Here is a 16,122-nt window from a genome sequence, read left to right as displayed (position 1 = left end):
AATAAAACAACACAATGGAAAATAACGTAAGAGATGTTATCATAATAGGATCTGGACCTGCGGGTTATACAGCTGGAATTTATGCAGCACGCGCGAACATGAACCCTTTGATTTTAACTGGTATGGAACCAGGTGGACAATTAACAACAACAACTGATGTTGAGAATTTCCCAGGTTATCCAGAAGCAGTTACAGGACCAGAATTGATGGCTGATTTACAAAAACAAGCTGAGCGTTTTGGAACTGAAATAAAATACGAATATGTAACGGAAGTAACTTTTGGAGAAAAAGAAGGTGATGTACATACTGTAAAATCGAACAATGGAACTTACCAAGCGCGTTCTATCATTATTTCGACTGGTGCAACTGCGAAATATTTAGGTTTAGATGATGAAACTAAATACGCTGGTAGCGGAGTTTCGGCTTGTGCAACTTGCGATGGTTTCTTTTACCGCGGTAAAGATGTTGCTGTAGTCGGTGGTGGTGATACGGCTGCTGAAGAAGCAACTTACTTATCAAAACTTTGTAACAAGGTTTATTTATTAGTTCGTAAAGAAGAAATGCGTGCGTCTAAAGCTATGCAAGATCGTGTTGCAAATACGCATAATTTAGAGGTTTTATATAACCACGAATTAATTGGTTTAGAAGGAAACAATGTTGTTGAAAAAGCTAAAATCATCAACAATGTTACAAACGAAGAAAAAGAATTAATCGTTGATGGAGTTTTTATCGCGATTGGACATAAACCAAATACGGAATTATTCCAAGGGAAATTGGATATGGACGAAACGGGATATTTAATCACGCAAGATCGTTCGTACAAAACAAATGTACCTGGTGTTTTTGCTGCTGGTGATGTACAAGATTCTGTTTACAGACAAGCAATTACTGCTGCTGGATCTGGTTGTGCTGCTGCATTAGACGCAGAACGTTATGTTGCAGAATTTTTTGAAGCATAATTTTTCAGAAGAAATTATAAATACAAAAATAGCGAGCTAATGCTCGCTATTTCTTTTAATAAAATAAACAACTACAAATTATTTCAGGAATTTCTGTTGATATTCTTTTCTATAGGCATAATAAAATACAACTGGAAGAATTGTAAAGGATAAAATTAAACAAATGATTAATCCTCCTACAATCATAATTGCCAAAGGCTTTTGAATTTCTGATCCCATTCCGGTAGAAAGTGCTGCTGGTAATAATCCCATCGATCCCATAAGCGCAATCATCACAACAGGGCGTATTCTACTTTTAACACCATTAACTATTGCTTCTTTTAATTGCATTTTATGCTTTAAATTATCTCGAATAACACCAATTAGAACAATTCCATCAATTGTTGCTACTCCAAAAAGAATAATAAAACCTATTCCCGCAGATATACCAAAAATAGTTCCTGTTACCCAAAGCGAAATAAATCCTCCAATAAAAGCAAAAGGCAGTGTTAATGCAGCTATCGCTGTGTCTTTTACATTTCCGAAATTAGTGTACAATAATAATAAAATCAAAACTAACGAAACCGGAACGACCATTGCTAATTGTTTTGCTGCGCGCTCTTTACTTTCGAATTCACCAGCCCATTCCATGTAATTTTCTTTCGGTAATTTAACTTCTTTGGCCACTACTTTCTTCGCTTCATCGATTGTACTTCCTAAATCACGACCTTCTATACTGAATCCTACACCGATATAACGGCTATTTCCTTCTCGATAAATAAAAGCAGGTCCTGTTTGATAACCAATTGTAGCTATTTCCTGCAAAGGGACATTGTTCCCGTTACTTGTCGGAATCAAAATATTTCCAATTTTCTCAGGAGTATCTCTATAAGCTTCCTGAAAACGAAGAATAACATCAAACTGTCTATCATTTTCATAAAACTTAGTAGCTGCTTGTCCACCAATTGTCATTTCAATTACTGCCTGAACATCCGCTGTACTAATACCATATTTCGCCATTTTTGTATCACTCAATTCTATTCTAAGTTCAGGTAATCCAATATTTTTGTAAACATTGATATCCGTTATTCCATTTACTTTTTCTATAGATGAAGCTACCTTATTTGCATATTTTTCTAAATCATACAAATCATCACCAAAAATCTTAATAACTAATGAACTTTTTACACCAGCGACATATTCTTCAACATTATCTTGAATGGGTTGCGAAAATCCAAATACAATTCCAGGATAATGATTCAGTTTATCTCGCATCTCTTGAATAATCTCTTCTTTTGAAACCTTACGCTTCCAATCTTTTTTATCTTTTAATTGAATATTAAACTCAATATTAAAGAATCCTGTTGGATCTGTCCCATCATTTGGACGACCTGTTTGTGTTAAAATAAAATCAATTTCATCACAATCTTTCTGCATCAGATCTTTCATTTCTTTTGTTAATCGAGTTGATTCTTGTAAATTGACACTATTTGGTAAAGTTGCACGAATGTAAATTGCTCCTTCATTCAATTTCGGAAGAAATTCTGATCCATAATGTGAGAATTTAAACAAACAAAGAGCTAAAATCCCCAAAAAGATTCCTATTGTTGCTTTTTTATAACGAAATGCGGTTTCATATAATCCGAAAATAGTTTTCTGAAAAAATCGAGTAATAAAGTTCTCTTTCTCCTCCATATTTTTCTTAAAAAGCAACTTACACATTGCAGGAACATAAGTTAGACTTAATATTAAAGATCCTAATAATGCATATCCTAATGTAAATGCTAAAGGAGAGAACATTTTACCTTCCACTTTTTGGAATGAGAATATCGGTAATAAAGCAACAATAAGAATAAGTAAAGCAAAGAAAATATAAGAAGCCACACTTCCTGCACTTTTCTTTATAACGCCCATTTTACTCATTTTCGCGAAACGTTCTGCTCCTACTTTATGTTGCATTGTAGCTAAAGCAACAAAAACTGTTTCCACAATTACCAAAGTTCCTTCTAACAACAATCCAAAATCCAATGAACCCATTGAAATTAAATTCGCTGGTAATCCTTGTATTTTCAACATAATAATTGCGAACAAAAAAGAAAGCGGAATAACCGAAGCTACAATAAATGTTGATTTCCAATTATATAAAAAAACAAAAACAATTAATGAAACTAATAAAATACCTTCAATGATATTTTTAGAAACCGTATGTACTGTATTATCCACCAATTTCGTACGATCTACAACTGTTTCAATTTTTACATTATCTGGTAAAGTTCTTGTATTTAATTCTTCAATCTTCGCTTTCAGGTTTCCAATGACTTCTGATGGATTTTCTCCTCGTAGCATAATAACGATACCTTGAACCATATCATCATTTTCATTATAACCAACTTGTCCCAATCTAGGTTTATTTGAAACAACAACATCTGCTACATTTTTGATAAGAATTGGTGTAGAACCATTTAGAGCAACAGTAATATTTCCTATATCCTCTATCTTATCTAACAAACCAACACCACGAACTACATAAGCTTGATCTCCTTGCTGAATAACATCTCCACCTACATTTATATTTGATTTAGAAACTGCTTCGTAAACATCTAAAGGCGATAAATTATAATTTTTTAATTCGGTTGGATTGATTTTGATTTCATATGTTTTTTCTTCTCCACCAAAACTTACAACATCCGCAACTCCTGATACAGAAAGTAATTCACGTTCAATTACCCAATCCTGAATTGCTGTAACTTCCTTTATTGGTAAATCACTTTTGATTACATAACGAAAAATCTCTCCCGTAGCACCAGAAGGTGGTTCAATATCCGCATCAGCTCCTTCTGGTAAATCAACTCCACTTAATTTATTCGATACGTATTGTTGTGCATAAAAATCATCTACACCATCTTCAAACTGAACAGTAACAACAGATAACCCGAAAAGAGAAATAGAACGAATATTTGATTTATGCGGAATACTATTCATTACTTTTGAAACTGGTAGAGTCACCAATTTTTCCATTTCTTCAGCACTTCTTCCTGGCCATTGTGTTATAATACGAGCTCTAGTATTCGTTACATCTGGAAATGCCTCTATCGGTGTATGTTTTAAAGAAAATATACCTGCAAAGAGTAATGCAAATACAGCAAATAAAACAAAGGTTGTATTTCGTAACGAAAAAGTTACGACTGATTGTACTAACTTTTTCATTTATTATTTATTTAATTCCTCAAATATCATAAGAGCGTTTCGAGAAATAACTTTCTCATTTGGAGCAAACTTTTCGCTAACAAATGTGTATTCCTCATTCTGACCAATCGTCGTAATTTTTCGGATTTCCATTGTACAATCATTTTTATATACAACCACATATTCCTTGTTGTTCTCAAAAACTTTGGCTTTGTTTGGTATCGCAAATGCATTTCCAATAATATTTTGTTTATCGATAATAATATCTGCACTCAAACCTGGCATCAAGTTCAAATCTTGATTTTCTAACACAACACGCGCTTTCAAAACGTGTTCATTTTCATCAAACACATTGTATATTTTATCAATTTTTCCAACATAAATTCGATCAGGATACGCCATAGATTTCACTTTTACAGCATCACCTTTTTTTACATATTGCAGATTATTGGCGTAAATATTTACCATTACCCAAACCTGTTTTAAGTTTGAAATAGAAAAAAGATTTTCATCTGAATCTGAAGTAATAGATTGACCAACGCTCATGTTTTTCTGAACGATATAACCATTTTTAGGTGATAAAATCTGGAATTGACCATTGCCAACTGCACGATACATCTTCAAGGTTGCATTGATTTTATCAATTTCAATTTGCGCTGATTGTAATTCGTGTTCTGCCTCTGTAACTTCGGGTTGAGAAGCCATTCCATCATTCAATAATTCTTTTTTCGACTTGATTTGTTTTCGAATCAAATCCATTTGATTTTGATGATAACGCTTTTGCTGCACCAAATCCAGTACTTCGTTCGATTTTACAACTGCCAGCACTTGACCTTGACGCACATAATCGCCTAATTCAAAATTCACTTTATCTACCACACCTTGCAGCAAACTTTTAAAGCCAACTAAATCATTTTCGTTGTACTCAATTTTTCCTGATAAGGTTAATTGTTCGTGAATTGGTTGCTGCAAAACTGGTACAATTTCGGTTGACTTTTTCAACTGATCATTTAAACAAAATTTGTTTTCTTTTACCGCTTCTTTCTCGGTTTCTTGCTTGTTACAACTACTTAAAACCAAAGTAAAAGCAGCTAAAAAATAAAAAAATTTTTTCATCATTTTATAAATCTTGTCCAACGATATAATTTAATTCTTCGAATGTGTTTTGATAATTCTCTAACAAATCAAAATAAGCTTGTTGAGATTCTCGATAAGCCTGTGTAAAATCTATAAACTCTAGTAAAGTAATTTGTTTGTTTTGTAAATGTTTTTTGTAATTGTCAATCATGGTTAATTGCTCTTGATTGTTCAATTTTTTCCACTGAATAAGCGCTTTATCCAATTGATTGATTTGATTTTGAAGGCGATCAATCGAAATATCTAATTCAGAATTCAAGGCATTTTTGGTGATTTGTTGTTGATTCAGTACAATTTCAGAAGCTTTGATGGTTCCTTTATTCGTATTGAAAATCGGTAAATCAATGCTTACACCAACACCAACAAAATCGCGCATAATATTTCCACCTCGATCATAATTTACTTGAAAAGCCAAATCTGGTGTACGTTGTGCTTTTTCTAAAATCAATTGTTTTTCAGCTAAATTGATTTCATTCTCTTGTTTTTTTAACGCTATATTTTGCTCTTTTGCTAATTGTTTAGCATTAAATGGTATTGATTTGGAATGAGAATTGAATCTTGAAAAATCTATTTCATCTACATTTAAATCTGAGTTTTGCGTTAACAATCGAAGTTTATTGATGTATTCAATTTCTTGATTTTCTAACTCAATTTGATCTTTTTGTAAACCAATTAATTCTGTTTGAAGTCTGTAAAAATCTGCTTTGGGAACATTTTTTAAATCTGCTTGTCGCTGATATTGTGTTATCATTTGTACAAACAAATCAACACTATTTTGCAATTCTTTCTTTTCAGATTGAATACGCGCCAACGAAAAATATGTTTGTCTTAATTCTTTTTTCAGCTCACGCAACAATTCCTCATACTCAAAAAGTGCCGAATTTTTCTCTAATTCTTTAATCGCAACACGCTTTTTTCGTTTACCAGCGGTTTCAATTAATTGCTCTAATTCGACAGAAATTTGTTGATTTTTCCCATATTTACCAAATAAATAAGGCTGTTCTTCTACATTATAAGTTTTCCAAAGATTAACCTCAGAAATACTCAACGTTGGATTTTGCCATAATTTCTCCTGAATAATTTCAGCATCAATTCTGTCTACATTGAATTTATTCGCAATAAGCGCATAATTTTTTTGTAAAAACGCGGCTTCTAAATTGTCCAACGTTATGTTTTGCGCCTGTGTTTGTATCGCAAGAACAATTGGAATTGCTGTATAATAGATCTTCTTCACTTCTACTCTTTTTGAAAATTCAAAAGTAAAAGTGTAAGATTAAGGTGAGTTTTAAGTTAGATTAAAAGTAGATTAGAAAATGAGTTTAACAATCGTTCCTTTAGGTTTATTCGGAACAATTTCGATATCAATTTGATGAAGTGTAAAAATAATATTCGCCATCGAAAGTCCAATGCCTTTTCCTTGAAAATCTTGCGTATTTTTTCCTCGAAAAAAGTTTTGTTTAATTTGTTTGATATCGGTTTCTAAAATACCAATTCCTAAATCGGAAATATGAATTTGCAAACGATGATTAATTTCCAAAAACTGCACTAAAATCGGTTGATTGTTCGAATATTTTATTGCGTTACTTACTAAATTATTCAACGCAACTTCTAATAATTTTTCATTTCCTTGAATGGTTAACAATTGATTATTTTCGACTTGTAAATCCACATTTATACGTGCTTGATGATACAAAATAGCATTTTCAATCACTTGCCAAACTACTTCATCAATTCGAATTTGACTAAATTCAAAACTCGTTTTTGCTCCCGAAAGTAACATCATTTGGTCTAACGTTTCTTGCAAATCATTGGTATATTGCTTCAGTTGTACAATCACGTTTTCGTATTCTTCGAGCGTTCTTTTTTTATGATTCGTTACTTCTAAAGTTCCTAATAATGCAGTAATTGGCGTTCGTAATTCGTGCGAAACATAATCGATAAAATTCTTTTGTACATTAAAAGTTTGTGCCATTCGATCAATAAAATGATTGTAGGTTTTGATTAAATCCTCAATCTCTGCATACGACTTATTGAGCTTTAAAGGTTCAGTAAAATTCTTCGCATCACGCTCTTTTATTTGTTCAATAATTTTTGTAATCGGTTCATAAGCAATTATTCCTAAAAAATTAGAAAATAGATAAATAAAAATTAACCCAATCAATGAAACCGAAATCAAAATTTGAAGTAACGATTGCATTTGTTCATTAAATTCTTGTTTAGATTCACGTGTGATTACAACAAAATCACCTTCATTATCATGATAAAAAATTCCGTTATAAAAGAAGTCTTTACTTGTAAAAAAATCGGATTTATTGGCACGAATATTTTCTATAAAATTGGTCGAAATATCTTTATTGGAAGACATATTTCCATTGTATTTTTTATTGTTATGATCAACAATTAAAATATTTTTTCGAGAAATCGTCTTCTCTAATTGACTTTTGATATTATTATGTTCTAGAACAGGCAATTCGTCTTTTTCTAAATAATAAATAGAAGCCAATAGTGTCTTATTCTGCAATGATTTGATCTCTTTTTTCTCCATTTCGGTATAAAAAGAAAAATAAATAATTGTAGAAACAATCAGAATAATTATACTGAAAATAACGACTGAATAAAGCGCTAATCGGTGTTTTAATTTCATAATTTAGGCTTTAAACATATAACCAACGCCTTTTACCGTGTGAATATATTTCGTCCCGTTTTTTTCAATTTTATTACGCAAATACGAAATGTAAACATCCACTACATTGGTGTGATTATCGAATGTTATTCCCCAAACGGCGTTTAAAATTTGGATACGAGTAACGGTTTTATCTATATTTTCGATTAAATAATTCAACAACTTAAACTCTCGTGGAGAAAGTTCTGTTTCTTCTTTATTTACAAAAACTTTGTATTGATCCAAATCAATTTCTAAGTCATCAAAAATCAATTTATTTTCAGGAACTTCTTGCGAACGAAACTGATTCCGGCGCGTCAAAGCTTTGATTCGCGATAATAATTCGTCGAAATGAAATGGTTTTGTAATGTAATCATCTGCACCATAATCTAAAGCGGATACTTTATCTTGAACTGTATTCAAAGCGCTTAACATCAATATTGGAGTGAATATTTTCTTGTAACGAAGTGTTTGTACAAGCTGAATTCCATCCATTTTTGGTAACATAATGTCACAAATAATCAAATCAAACTGAATCGTAAGAAATTCATCTAAAACAGTTTCCGCATCTTTACAAAGCGTAACCAAATGTCCATTTTCTTCTAATCCTTTGATTAAAAAATCGCTAATTCGCTTATCATCTTCGATTACTAAAATTTGCATTTTGTTTCAGTTTTTTCAAAAATAATAATTTTAAGTTAGAAGAAATAAATATAGGTGACTTTCTAATAGGATTTTAATACAAAAAGCTCAACAATTTAGTTGAGCTTTTTGTATTATTTATTTAATTAAATCAATCTAGATATCTCATCTTTTCTTTGTAAATTGAAATTTCAAAAACAACTACAAAACGACTACAAATTTTAATTATAAATACGTCAAAATATTTCCTCTAGTTTTCAACCAACCTGTGATACTATATCTTGGTCGATTAACGGTTTTTACTTCATGAGGAATAGTTTTACTATCAAAAACAGCCAAACGACCAGCAAGAGGAACAATATCTAATTCCGTTTCATTCTTATTCTCATCTGACAAGTACAAAGTCAATTGTCCGCCAAATTCATCTTTCCATTCTTCATCATTCAAATACAACACAATCGAAAGTGTACGTCTATCATCATTTTTGAAAGCATCAACATGTTTTTGGTAAAATGTCCCTTCGGGATAAATGGCATAATGAAATTCACTTTCCTCAATGCCCATGTAGCATGTTAGATTGAGATATTCAATAAAATCATTGATTTTTGAGAAAAAGATTTCTTCCGTTTCTGTTTTATTTTCTTCATCAATCCATCTGATTTTATCACCTCTGATTGATTTTACAATTTGTTCGTTAACCGAACTTCCGACAGCTGCTTGATGAAAATCTTTTTTATTTTCTTTTCGAATTATTGCTTCGCGAAGTTGTTTTGTTTCTTCTGTTGAGAAAAAAAAGTCTGAAATAGAGTATTTTTGATTTGATAAGTCATCAATAATCTTTTCATAAATTGGGTTTAATGTAATATTACTCATTCATTATTATGAAAACTTCAGTAAAAGTATATTTTATTACGAAAAGTAAAATCATAATTTTTATTTTTTTTAAAAAAAATTAACAGAAAAACTTTGTCTATAAAAAATAGTTTTAATTTTCAATTACTTAAACCAGTCAATTTTATTCAGCTGATAGATAAAATTTAATTTTGGTTCCTCCCCAAAATATTTTACTTCTTCTTCTTTCACTTTTTTGCACCCCAAACGTTCAACTGCAATTTGCGAACGCACATTATCAGCACCAACATGTAAATAAATTTTTTCAACAAACTGAAAAATGTAATCAAACATTAATTTTTTAACAGAAGGATTAAAGCCTTTTCCCCAACAATTTGTCGAATAAAACGTATAGCCTACTAGAATTGATGAGTCTTGCTCATTATAATCATAGAAACGAGAACTTCCAATCACTTGATTTGTTTGTTTATCTATAATCTTAAAAGCTCCCTTACTTTGAATTGCTCCATCAAAAAAAATCATAAAAACATCTCTTTTCCAACGATTTTTATTCGGATGTTGTTCCCAAACTTTTGGATCAGACGCGGCTATATATAGATCTTCAAAATCGTTTATTAATAATGGTTTTAGTTCCACTAAATCATTTTCTAAATTCGGTTGAATATTTATCATTTGTCTATTTTAGTACAATACTAATTTATCTAAATCTAACAATAAGTAATTAATGTTTTGATTAATTGTTCGTGTAGCAGACTGCATTTGATTTAACATACGTGAACGATTAAATAAATCTGAAGCTCTATATACTCCTCCATCTCCAAAATTAACAGATTGATTTGCATGTTCTATATTATTCTCAAAATTAAATTCTAACCAACGATCTTTTATATTTTCTATAATCGATTTACCGTCTGTATGATTTGAAAACTTTTTTTCCGTATACATGTACCAAACGAATGGAGGAAAGTTTTCTGACTCTAACTTTTGAGTCCAAACATCTCTTAACAAGTTCCTTTGATGAATAAACTCAACTTTTCGTCCTTTAGGATTTAGGGTTGCAAATCCAAGGCCAGCTCCTAAAACACCTCCTCCAATATCAACCGCATTTCCCCAACTATCATTACTAATAATTCCGCTAGCAACAGAAGCAGCAGCTCCAGCAACTATAGAATATATCACTAATTTATTATTACGATTATCATTTATATTCTGTACATAACTTGCCATTTGTTCTACTCGTTCTCCTTCGCAATCAAACTCCGCTGCAACAGCATCTAATTCAGTTAAAGCTATTGTAATTTTATTATTAATAGAATTTTTTAGTTCCAATACTCTTATTCTTGATTCTAAAGAAGAATCTTTTTTTAGTTCATTTATTTTCTCAACCTCATCTAGTGATTCAAGAGCATTTAGAATAAGTATACTTTGATCAGAAAAATTAGCTCTTAGATCCGAATTTTCTTTTATAATAGAATCTGAATTGTATGAAGGTAACTCTTTCTTATAATTATAATGGTGAGGTGCTTTACAATAACTATTCTTTAATGTCAAAATATGTTCATTAATATTTTGATTCTTTTGTGAAACACAAGAGATTATCAAATTTACACTTAATAATACATAGATTAATTTCTTCATACACCTAGATTGTTTATAAACAAAAATAAAATTTTATTTAAAATATTTATCTTATTACTAAAATAGTATTTGTTAATATTTTTTAGTTTATTTATAACCAAAATAAAATCATAGTATAATCCACTTTTTCTTTTTACCTTCAATGAAAAATTAAAAAATATGTTTCTAAATTTTGAAGATAAAGCTGATGTTATTTCTAAACTAAAAAGTTTAGATAAAAATCAACAACCAGAGTGGGGAATTATGACACCTCAACACATGGTTGAGCATTTAATTGTAACTACAAAAATGTCAAATGGTAGTTTAACTATTCCTTGTCGTACTCCAAAAGAGCAAATTCCACAGTATAAAGCTTTCTTATTAGAATCAGACCAAGAAATGCAAAAAGGTATAAAAGCAGGCGGAATGGAAGGGTTATTAGATTTACGTTATCCTTCTTTAGAAGCTGCGATAGATAAGCTAGAAAATGAAATTAATCAATTTCATTTTTATTTTGAGAATCATCCTAATGCAAAAGTTGTAAATCCTGTTCTAGATGAAATAGATTATGAGGATTGGAAAACATTTCATAAAAAACATTTTACACATCATTTTAAACAATTTGGATTAATTTAAAAATATAAAAGCCTTAACAATAATTGTTAAGGCTTTTTATTAGGGTGAATGATGGGTCTCGAACCCACGACCTCCGGAACCACAATCCGGCGCTCTAACCAACTGAGCTACAATCACCATTTGGCGTTAATTTCTTTTAAAACTAATTCTAAAGTTTTTAGGGTGAATGATGGGTCTCGAACCCACGACCTCCGGAACCACAATCCGGCGCTCTAACCAACTGAGCTACAATCACCATTTGGTATGAATTTTTTTTTAAAACTAATTCTAAAGTTTTTAGGGTGAATGATGGGTCTCGAACCCACGACCTCCGGAACCACAATCCGGCGCTCTAACCAACTGAGCTACAATCACCATTTACACTAAGAAATTAACTATAATTTAATCTCTCAATTGGATTGCAAATATAGCCTATTAATCGGTACTAGCAAATAATTTTAATAAAAAAATAAAGGTTTTTTACACCTTTATTTCTAAATCAAAGAATCTAAATTATTTACACCTATGTAACTTCTTGAAATAAATCCTTCACCAGCTTCTGTTCCAATTAATCTTCCTAAATCATACGCTCGATATCGTATAGAGTCTGTAAAATTCTTAGAAGAAATTGGTGTTTGTGGTTCATTAGAATTAGGATCAAAAAATTGTGTTTTATAAGCCAAACAGGCTTCAACTTTTGTTTCAATAAAACCTGTAATATCTACTACAAAGTTAGGTTCTAAAGGTAACCATTGAATATAATGAAAGTGTTTTTTTGGTCGCCATGCAGACAATCCATTTTCTATTTTAGGTAATCCTGATAAAAATACAGCTGTATTCACTAAATCCGAACCCTTTCCATGATCTGGATGCCTATCATGTGGTGCATTACTCAAAATAATATCAGGTTGATATTTGCGAATAATTTCGACAATTTTCAATTGATTTTCTTTATCATTCAAGAAAAAACCATCTGAAATTCCTAGATTTTCTCTCACAGCAACGCCCAAAATGTTTTTGGCATCATTTGCTTCTACACGGCGCGTTTCATCGGTACCACGAGTTCCCAATTCTCCTTTAGTTAAATCAAGAATTCCAATTATTTTACCATTTTTAATCTCTTTTGCAAGTGTTCCTCCACAGCCTAATTCCACATCATCAGGATGCGCACCAATTGCAAGAATATCTAACTTCATTTATTATTTATTTAACCAATCTATTATTTCTTTTGAATTTGGAGTAACCTTTGAAGGATAAGAAGCTTCTAAAGTTCCATCTTCGTTAATCAAAAATTTCGTGAAATTCCATTTTACATCATTATCAGATTTTCCATTCAATGATTTTTTCGTTAAAAATTTGAACACTTCATTCTGATTTTTTCCAATCACGTCACTTTTTGACATCAAAGGAAATGTAACTCCATAGTTCAATTTACAAAAACTTGCAATTTCTTCGTTGTTATCAAACTCTTGTCCTCCAAAATTATCCGACGGAAATCCAACAATAATCAAACCTTGATCTTTATATTCTTGATACAATTTTTCTAAAGCATCATATTGAGGCGTGTAACCACATTTTGAAGCAGTATTCAAAATCAATACTTTTTTACCTTTCAAATCTGCGAAATTAAAATCGTCATCATTGATATCTTTGAATGTATAATCGTAAATTTTATTCACTTTTTGCGTATTTTTTATATTTTGATGAGTTGGTTGTTTTTTAGAAACTACCTTTTTGTTTTCTTGCGCATTACAAGCTATAAACAGACCTAAAAATCCGATGAATAAGTATTTCATTGCTTATTTGTTTTAAACAAATTTATAAAAATTGTCTTTATTTGTAAGTTAAAGAAGGTTAAAATAATAAAGCTCATCATAGATGAGCTTTATTATTTGTTAAGAAAAATATTTTAAACAGTTAAATCCTCTCCTATTTCCAATAAAATCAATTGAATATGTCTTGAAAAGAAAATTGATTTTGCTTCGGCTTTATCAATTTTAATTGGCGGAAATGTATCATAATGATATCCCAAAACTTTAGTTGCTTGGACATATTCTGCAGCAATAGATGCACTTTTTGCGCCCATTGTAAAGTTATCTCCAATTGGTAATATAGCTAAATCTAATTGACCTATTGTATCTGGAATCAATTTCATCTCATATGTCAAAGCTGTATCACCTGCTATATAAATTCGTTTCCCTTCACTTTCTATAATATATCCATTTGGATCACCTCCATAAGTTCCGTCTGCGAAAGAACTTGAGTGAAATGCTATCGTAGACTGAATTGAACCAAAGTCAAAATTAAATTTCCCTCCAGTATTCATTCCATGAGCATTTAATCCTTTTGTACCATAATAAGTTGCTATTTCTGCATTTGAAATAATTAAAGCTCCAGTACGTTTTGCCAATTCTTCAACATCGTACACATGATCTTGATGTGCGTGAGTGATTACAATATAATCAGCTTTCAAATTCTCAAAATCTATACTTTTAGCTAATTCGTTTGGTGTAATAAAAGGATCTATTACAATATGTTTTCCATTTGCTTCTATAGCTAAAGAAGCATGACCTAAATATTGAATTTTCATTATATATTTTTTTGTGATTAACGTGTTAATGTATCTATAAAATTAAATCCTATTAAGCTATAACCTAATAACACAGCAAAAAATAATGCTAACATAGCTACTTGTTTCAAAAAAGGATCATAATCTTTTGGATCTTTTACTGCAAAAATTTGACGCCGAATTGCATTCGCAAAAAAGATTAAAATTAAGAAAACTAATCCTGATAATTTCCCTGATTTTTCTGGAATCATTGTAACATAAAGCGCACTTAAAACAAATGGAGCTGTCATTAATGCCATTTGATAATATTTACTATTTTGAAATCCGAGCTTTGAAGCAACTGTAATTTTATTGTTTTTGACATCGTTTTTGACATCGCGCATATTGTTCAAATTTAATACAGCAACACTCCAACATCCCATAGATGCTGCAGGCAATAAAATTTGCCATTGAAAAACTTTAGAATATAGAAACTCTCCTCCAACAACAGCTAAAATTCCAAAAAATAAGAACACAAAAATATCTCCTAACCCAATATATCCGTATGGTTTCTTTCCCATTGTATAAGCTATTGCAGCAAAAATAGATGCTACACCTAAACCTAGGAATATATAGATATATTTCATATCATTTGGATAGAACGAAACATATAGTAATGCAGCAATACATATCATAGAAATAAAAATCATAATTGCAATTGCAATTTTCATCTGTTTTTGAGTAATTAAACCAGAAGCAACAGCCCGTTGCTCTCCTACTCTATTTGCATCTGTTCCTTTTATCGCATCTCCATAATCATTAGCAAAATTTGATAATACTTGAAAAGCTAATGTTGTTAATAGAGATAATAAAAATATATTATTCTGAAATATCCCTTCCGATTTTGCAATAAATCCTGCTAATAATAATCCACTCAAAGAAAGTGGCAATGTGCGAAGCCTTGCAGCTAATATCCATTTTTTCATACCGAACAAATATAATGAAGATTTTACTTTTTTTATCATCGAAAATTGAAGTAATATTGCATAGAATTTATCTATTTCAACTACTAAAATGCCTCGTAAAAAGAAAACTCAACAATCACTTTTTTATATTTTAAAAAAAATAAAACTTTCTACATATGTTATTAGTTTTATGATTTTATGTGTTTTATATTTTTCTTACCGATACCGTCATGGGATTCATTATTATTTAGTTATTATCGAAAAATCACTAAAAGGTGAAAAAATAACAGATGATAAAGTAACAAAATATGACATTAGAAATATTGAGGTAATGGATAAATATTATCTCAAAACTTTTGGAGTTGATGTTTCACATTATCAAGGTAAGATTGATTGGACGAAAATGCATACAATTTACCATTTATATCCGATAAACTTTGCTTTCATTCGTTCTACAATGGGAACAACTTCTATTGATGATACTTTTGAAGATAATTGGAAAGGAGCAAAAGAAAACAATATTTTGCGCGGTGCTTATCATTTTTATAGACCCGATGAAAATTCTACATTACAAGCTGAAAATTTCATCAAAAAGGTAAAACTAGAAAATGGTGATTTACCTCCTGTATTAGATATAGAAACTTTACCAAGAACACAATCCATGGAACGTTTAGTTGAAGGAATAAAAAATTGGTGTAAAATTATTGAAGATCATTATGATATAAAACCCATCATTTATACTTCTGATAAATATTTTGAAGATTATTTACAAAATCATTTTGAAGGTTATATTATTTGGATTGCAAATTATAATTTTTGGGTACAAGAAATGAAAGGACATTGGGATTTTTGGCAATTTACGGAAAAAGCAACCATAGAAGGTGTTGAACGATACAAGGTTGATGTAAATATTTACAATGGAACAATTGATGACTTGGAAAGATTGACCTTATAAAATTT

The 16,122-nt window shown here is 30.6% G+C and carries 15 protein-coding genes and 3 tRNA genes; 3 read left to right on the top strand and 15 right to left on the bottom strand.

All coding sequences use genetic code 11. The features are described from left to right. Positions 1–14 precede the first annotated feature (14 nt). The gene (trxB, locus tag E4J94_RS03820) at positions 15–959 is read left to right on the top strand and encodes a thioredoxin-disulfide reductase (RefSeq protein ID WP_135834533.1); all 945 of its coding nucleotides are present in this window, start codon (positions 15–17) and stop codon (positions 957–959) included. A 78-nt stretch (positions 960–1,037) separates the two neighbouring features. Here trxB and E4J94_RS03815 read toward each other — a convergent pair whose 3' ends face one another. The 8 genes from E4J94_RS03815 to E4J94_RS03780 all read right to left on the bottom strand — a co-directional run bounded on the left by E4J94_RS03815 (position 1,038) and on the right by E4J94_RS03780 (position 11,055). After that, the gene (locus E4J94_RS03815) at positions 1,038–4,145 is read right to left on the bottom strand and encodes an efflux RND transporter permease subunit (RefSeq protein ID WP_135834532.1); all 3,108 of its coding nucleotides are present in this window, start codon (positions 4,143–4,145) and stop codon (positions 1,038–1,040) included. Between the two features lie 3 nt (positions 4,146–4,148). Next, entirely contained in the window at positions 4,149–5,240 is a 1,092-nt protein-coding gene (locus tag E4J94_RS03810; RefSeq protein ID WP_168801821.1) for an efflux RND transporter periplasmic adaptor subunit, read from the bottom strand. A gap of 4 nt (positions 5,241–5,244) precedes the next feature. Beyond that, the gene (locus tag E4J94_RS03805; RefSeq protein ID WP_135834530.1) at positions 5,245–6,495 is read right to left on the bottom strand and encodes a TolC family protein; all 1,251 of its coding nucleotides are present in this window, start codon (positions 6,493–6,495) and stop codon (positions 5,245–5,247) included. A 72-nt stretch (positions 6,496–6,567) separates the two neighbouring features. Then, the gene (locus E4J94_RS03800; RefSeq protein WP_246034247.1) at positions 6,568–7,905 is read right to left on the bottom strand and encodes a sensor histidine kinase; all 1,338 of its coding nucleotides are present in this window, start codon (positions 7,903–7,905) and stop codon (positions 6,568–6,570) included. A gap of 3 nt (positions 7,906–7,908) precedes the next feature. Beyond that, positions 7,909–8,586: a response regulator transcription factor gene (locus E4J94_RS03795; protein ID WP_135834529.1), complete on the bottom strand. Its 678-nt coding sequence runs from the start codon at positions 8,584–8,586 to the stop codon at positions 7,909–7,911. A 204-nt stretch (positions 8,587–8,790) separates the two neighbouring features. Next, the gene (locus tag E4J94_RS03790) at positions 8,791–9,438 is read right to left on the bottom strand and encodes a 2OG-Fe(II) oxygenase (RefSeq protein WP_135834528.1); all 648 of its coding nucleotides are present in this window, start codon (positions 9,436–9,438) and stop codon (positions 8,791–8,793) included. Between the two features lie 123 nt (positions 9,439–9,561). Continuing rightward, positions 9,562–10,089 carry a GNAT family N-acetyltransferase gene (locus tag E4J94_RS03785; protein ID WP_135834527.1) on the bottom strand — a complete coding sequence of 176 codons (528 nt, stop codon included), beginning with the start codon at positions 10,087–10,089 and terminating at the stop codon, positions 9,562–9,564. 9 nt (positions 10,090–10,098) lie between these two features. Further along, positions 10,099–11,055, bottom strand: a complete 957-nt coding sequence (locus tag E4J94_RS03780; RefSeq protein ID WP_135834526.1) for a hypothetical protein — start codon at positions 11,053–11,055, stop codon at positions 10,099–10,101. A gap of 159 nt (positions 11,056–11,214) precedes the next feature. On the opposite strand from E4J94_RS03780, the gene E4J94_RS03775 reads away from it, so the two are divergent. Then, on the top strand, positions 11,215–11,670 hold the full coding sequence (locus E4J94_RS03775) for a hypothetical protein (protein WP_135834525.1): 456 nt from the start codon (positions 11,215–11,217) through the stop codon (positions 11,668–11,670). Between the two features lie 42 nt (positions 11,671–11,712). On the opposite strand, the gene E4J94_RS03770 is transcribed toward E4J94_RS03775, so the two are convergent. From E4J94_RS03770 to menA, 7 genes are all read right to left on the bottom strand, one after another. Then, positions 11,713–11,788 (bottom strand) — tRNA-His (locus E4J94_RS03770). A 42-nt stretch (positions 11,789–11,830) separates the two neighbouring features. Continuing rightward, positions 11,831–11,906: transfer RNA gene (locus E4J94_RS03765), tRNA-His, on the bottom strand. 43 nt (positions 11,907–11,949) lie between these two features. Next, a tRNA-His gene (locus tag E4J94_RS03760) sits at positions 11,950–12,025 on the bottom strand. A gap of 118 nt (positions 12,026–12,143) precedes the next feature. Beyond that, a complete protein-coding gene (gene bshB1, locus E4J94_RS03755) occupies positions 12,144–12,845 on the bottom strand; it encodes a bacillithiol biosynthesis deacetylase BshB1 (protein ID WP_135834524.1) in 702 nt (233 codons plus the stop codon). Positions 12,846–12,848: 3 nt separating this feature from the next. Next, positions 12,849–13,445, bottom strand: coding sequence for a glutathione peroxidase (locus E4J94_RS03750; protein WP_135834523.1), 597 nt, complete (start codon positions 13,443–13,445; stop codon positions 12,849–12,851). A 113-nt stretch (positions 13,446–13,558) separates the two neighbouring features. Continuing rightward, positions 13,559–14,239, bottom strand: coding sequence for a metal-dependent hydrolase (locus E4J94_RS03745; RefSeq protein ID WP_135834522.1), 681 nt, complete (start codon positions 14,237–14,239; stop codon positions 13,559–13,561). Between the two features lie 17 nt (positions 14,240–14,256). Next, on the bottom strand, positions 14,257–15,183 hold the full coding sequence (gene menA, locus E4J94_RS03740; protein WP_135834521.1) for a 1,4-dihydroxy-2-naphthoate octaprenyltransferase: 927 nt from the start codon (positions 15,181–15,183) through the stop codon (positions 14,257–14,259). Between the two features lie 88 nt (positions 15,184–15,271). On the opposite strand from menA, the gene E4J94_RS03735 reads away from it, so the two are divergent. Then, positions 15,272–16,117, top strand: coding sequence for a glycoside hydrolase family 25 protein (locus tag E4J94_RS03735; RefSeq protein ID WP_135834520.1), 846 nt, complete (start codon positions 15,272–15,274; stop codon positions 16,115–16,117). Positions 16,118–16,122: the final 5 nt, after the last annotated feature.

The organism is Empedobacter tilapiae (assembly GCF_004785645.1).
In the GTDB taxonomy this organism is placed as follows: domain Bacteria; phylum Bacteroidota; class Bacteroidia; order Flavobacteriales; family Weeksellaceae; genus Empedobacter; species Empedobacter tilapiae.
The sequence above is the reverse complement of the archived record's forward strand: the minus strand, read 5'-3'. Positions and strand labels throughout refer to the sequence as shown.

Excerpts from the sequence above, each read along its gene's own strand:
- menA (WP_135834521.1), bottom strand. The coding sequence starts at position 15,183 with ATGAAAAAATGGATATTAGCTGCAAGGCTTCGCACATTGCCACTTTCT.
- bshB1 (WP_135834524.1), bottom strand. The coding sequence starts at position 12,845 with ATGAAGTTAGATATTCTTGCAATTGGTGCGCATCCTGATGATGTGGAA.
- E4J94_RS03810 (WP_168801821.1), bottom strand. The coding sequence starts at position 5,240 with ATGAAAAAATTTTTTTATTTTTTAGCTGCTTTTACTTTGGTTTTAAGT.
- E4J94_RS03750 (WP_135834523.1), bottom strand. The coding sequence starts at position 13,445 with ATGAAATACTTATTCATCGGATTTTTAGGTCTGTTTATAGCTTGTAAT.
- trxB (WP_135834533.1), top strand. The coding sequence starts at position 15 with ATGGAAAATAACGTAAGAGATGTTATCATAATAGGATCTGGACCTGCG.
- E4J94_RS03780 (WP_135834526.1), bottom strand. The coding sequence starts at position 11,055 with ATGAAGAAATTAATCTATGTATTATTAAGTGTAAATTTGATAATCTCT.
- E4J94_RS03800 (WP_246034247.1), bottom strand. The coding sequence starts at position 7,905 with ATGAAATTAAAACACCGATTAGCGCTTTATTCAGTCGTTATTTTCAGT.
- E4J94_RS03775 (WP_135834525.1), top strand. The coding sequence starts at position 11,215 with ATGTTTCTAAATTTTGAAGATAAAGCTGATGTTATTTCTAAACTAAAA.
- E4J94_RS03735 (WP_135834520.1), top strand. The coding sequence starts at position 15,272 with ATGCCTCGTAAAAAGAAAACTCAACAATCACTTTTTTATATTTTAAAA.
- E4J94_RS03745 (WP_135834522.1), bottom strand. The coding sequence starts at position 14,239 with ATGAAAATTCAATATTTAGGTCATGCTTCTTTAGCTATAGAAGCAAAT.
- E4J94_RS03790 (WP_135834528.1), bottom strand. The coding sequence starts at position 9,438 with ATGAGTAATATTACATTAAACCCAATTTATGAAAAGATTATTGATGAC.
- E4J94_RS03815 (WP_135834532.1), bottom strand. The coding sequence starts at position 4,145 with ATGAAAAAGTTAGTACAATCAGTCGTAACTTTTTCGTTACGAAATACA.
- E4J94_RS03785 (WP_135834527.1), bottom strand. The coding sequence starts at position 10,089 with ATGATAAATATTCAACCGAATTTAGAAAATGATTTAGTGGAACTAAAA.
- E4J94_RS03795 (WP_135834529.1), bottom strand. The coding sequence starts at position 8,586 with ATGCAAATTTTAGTAATCGAAGATGATAAGCGAATTAGCGATTTTTTA.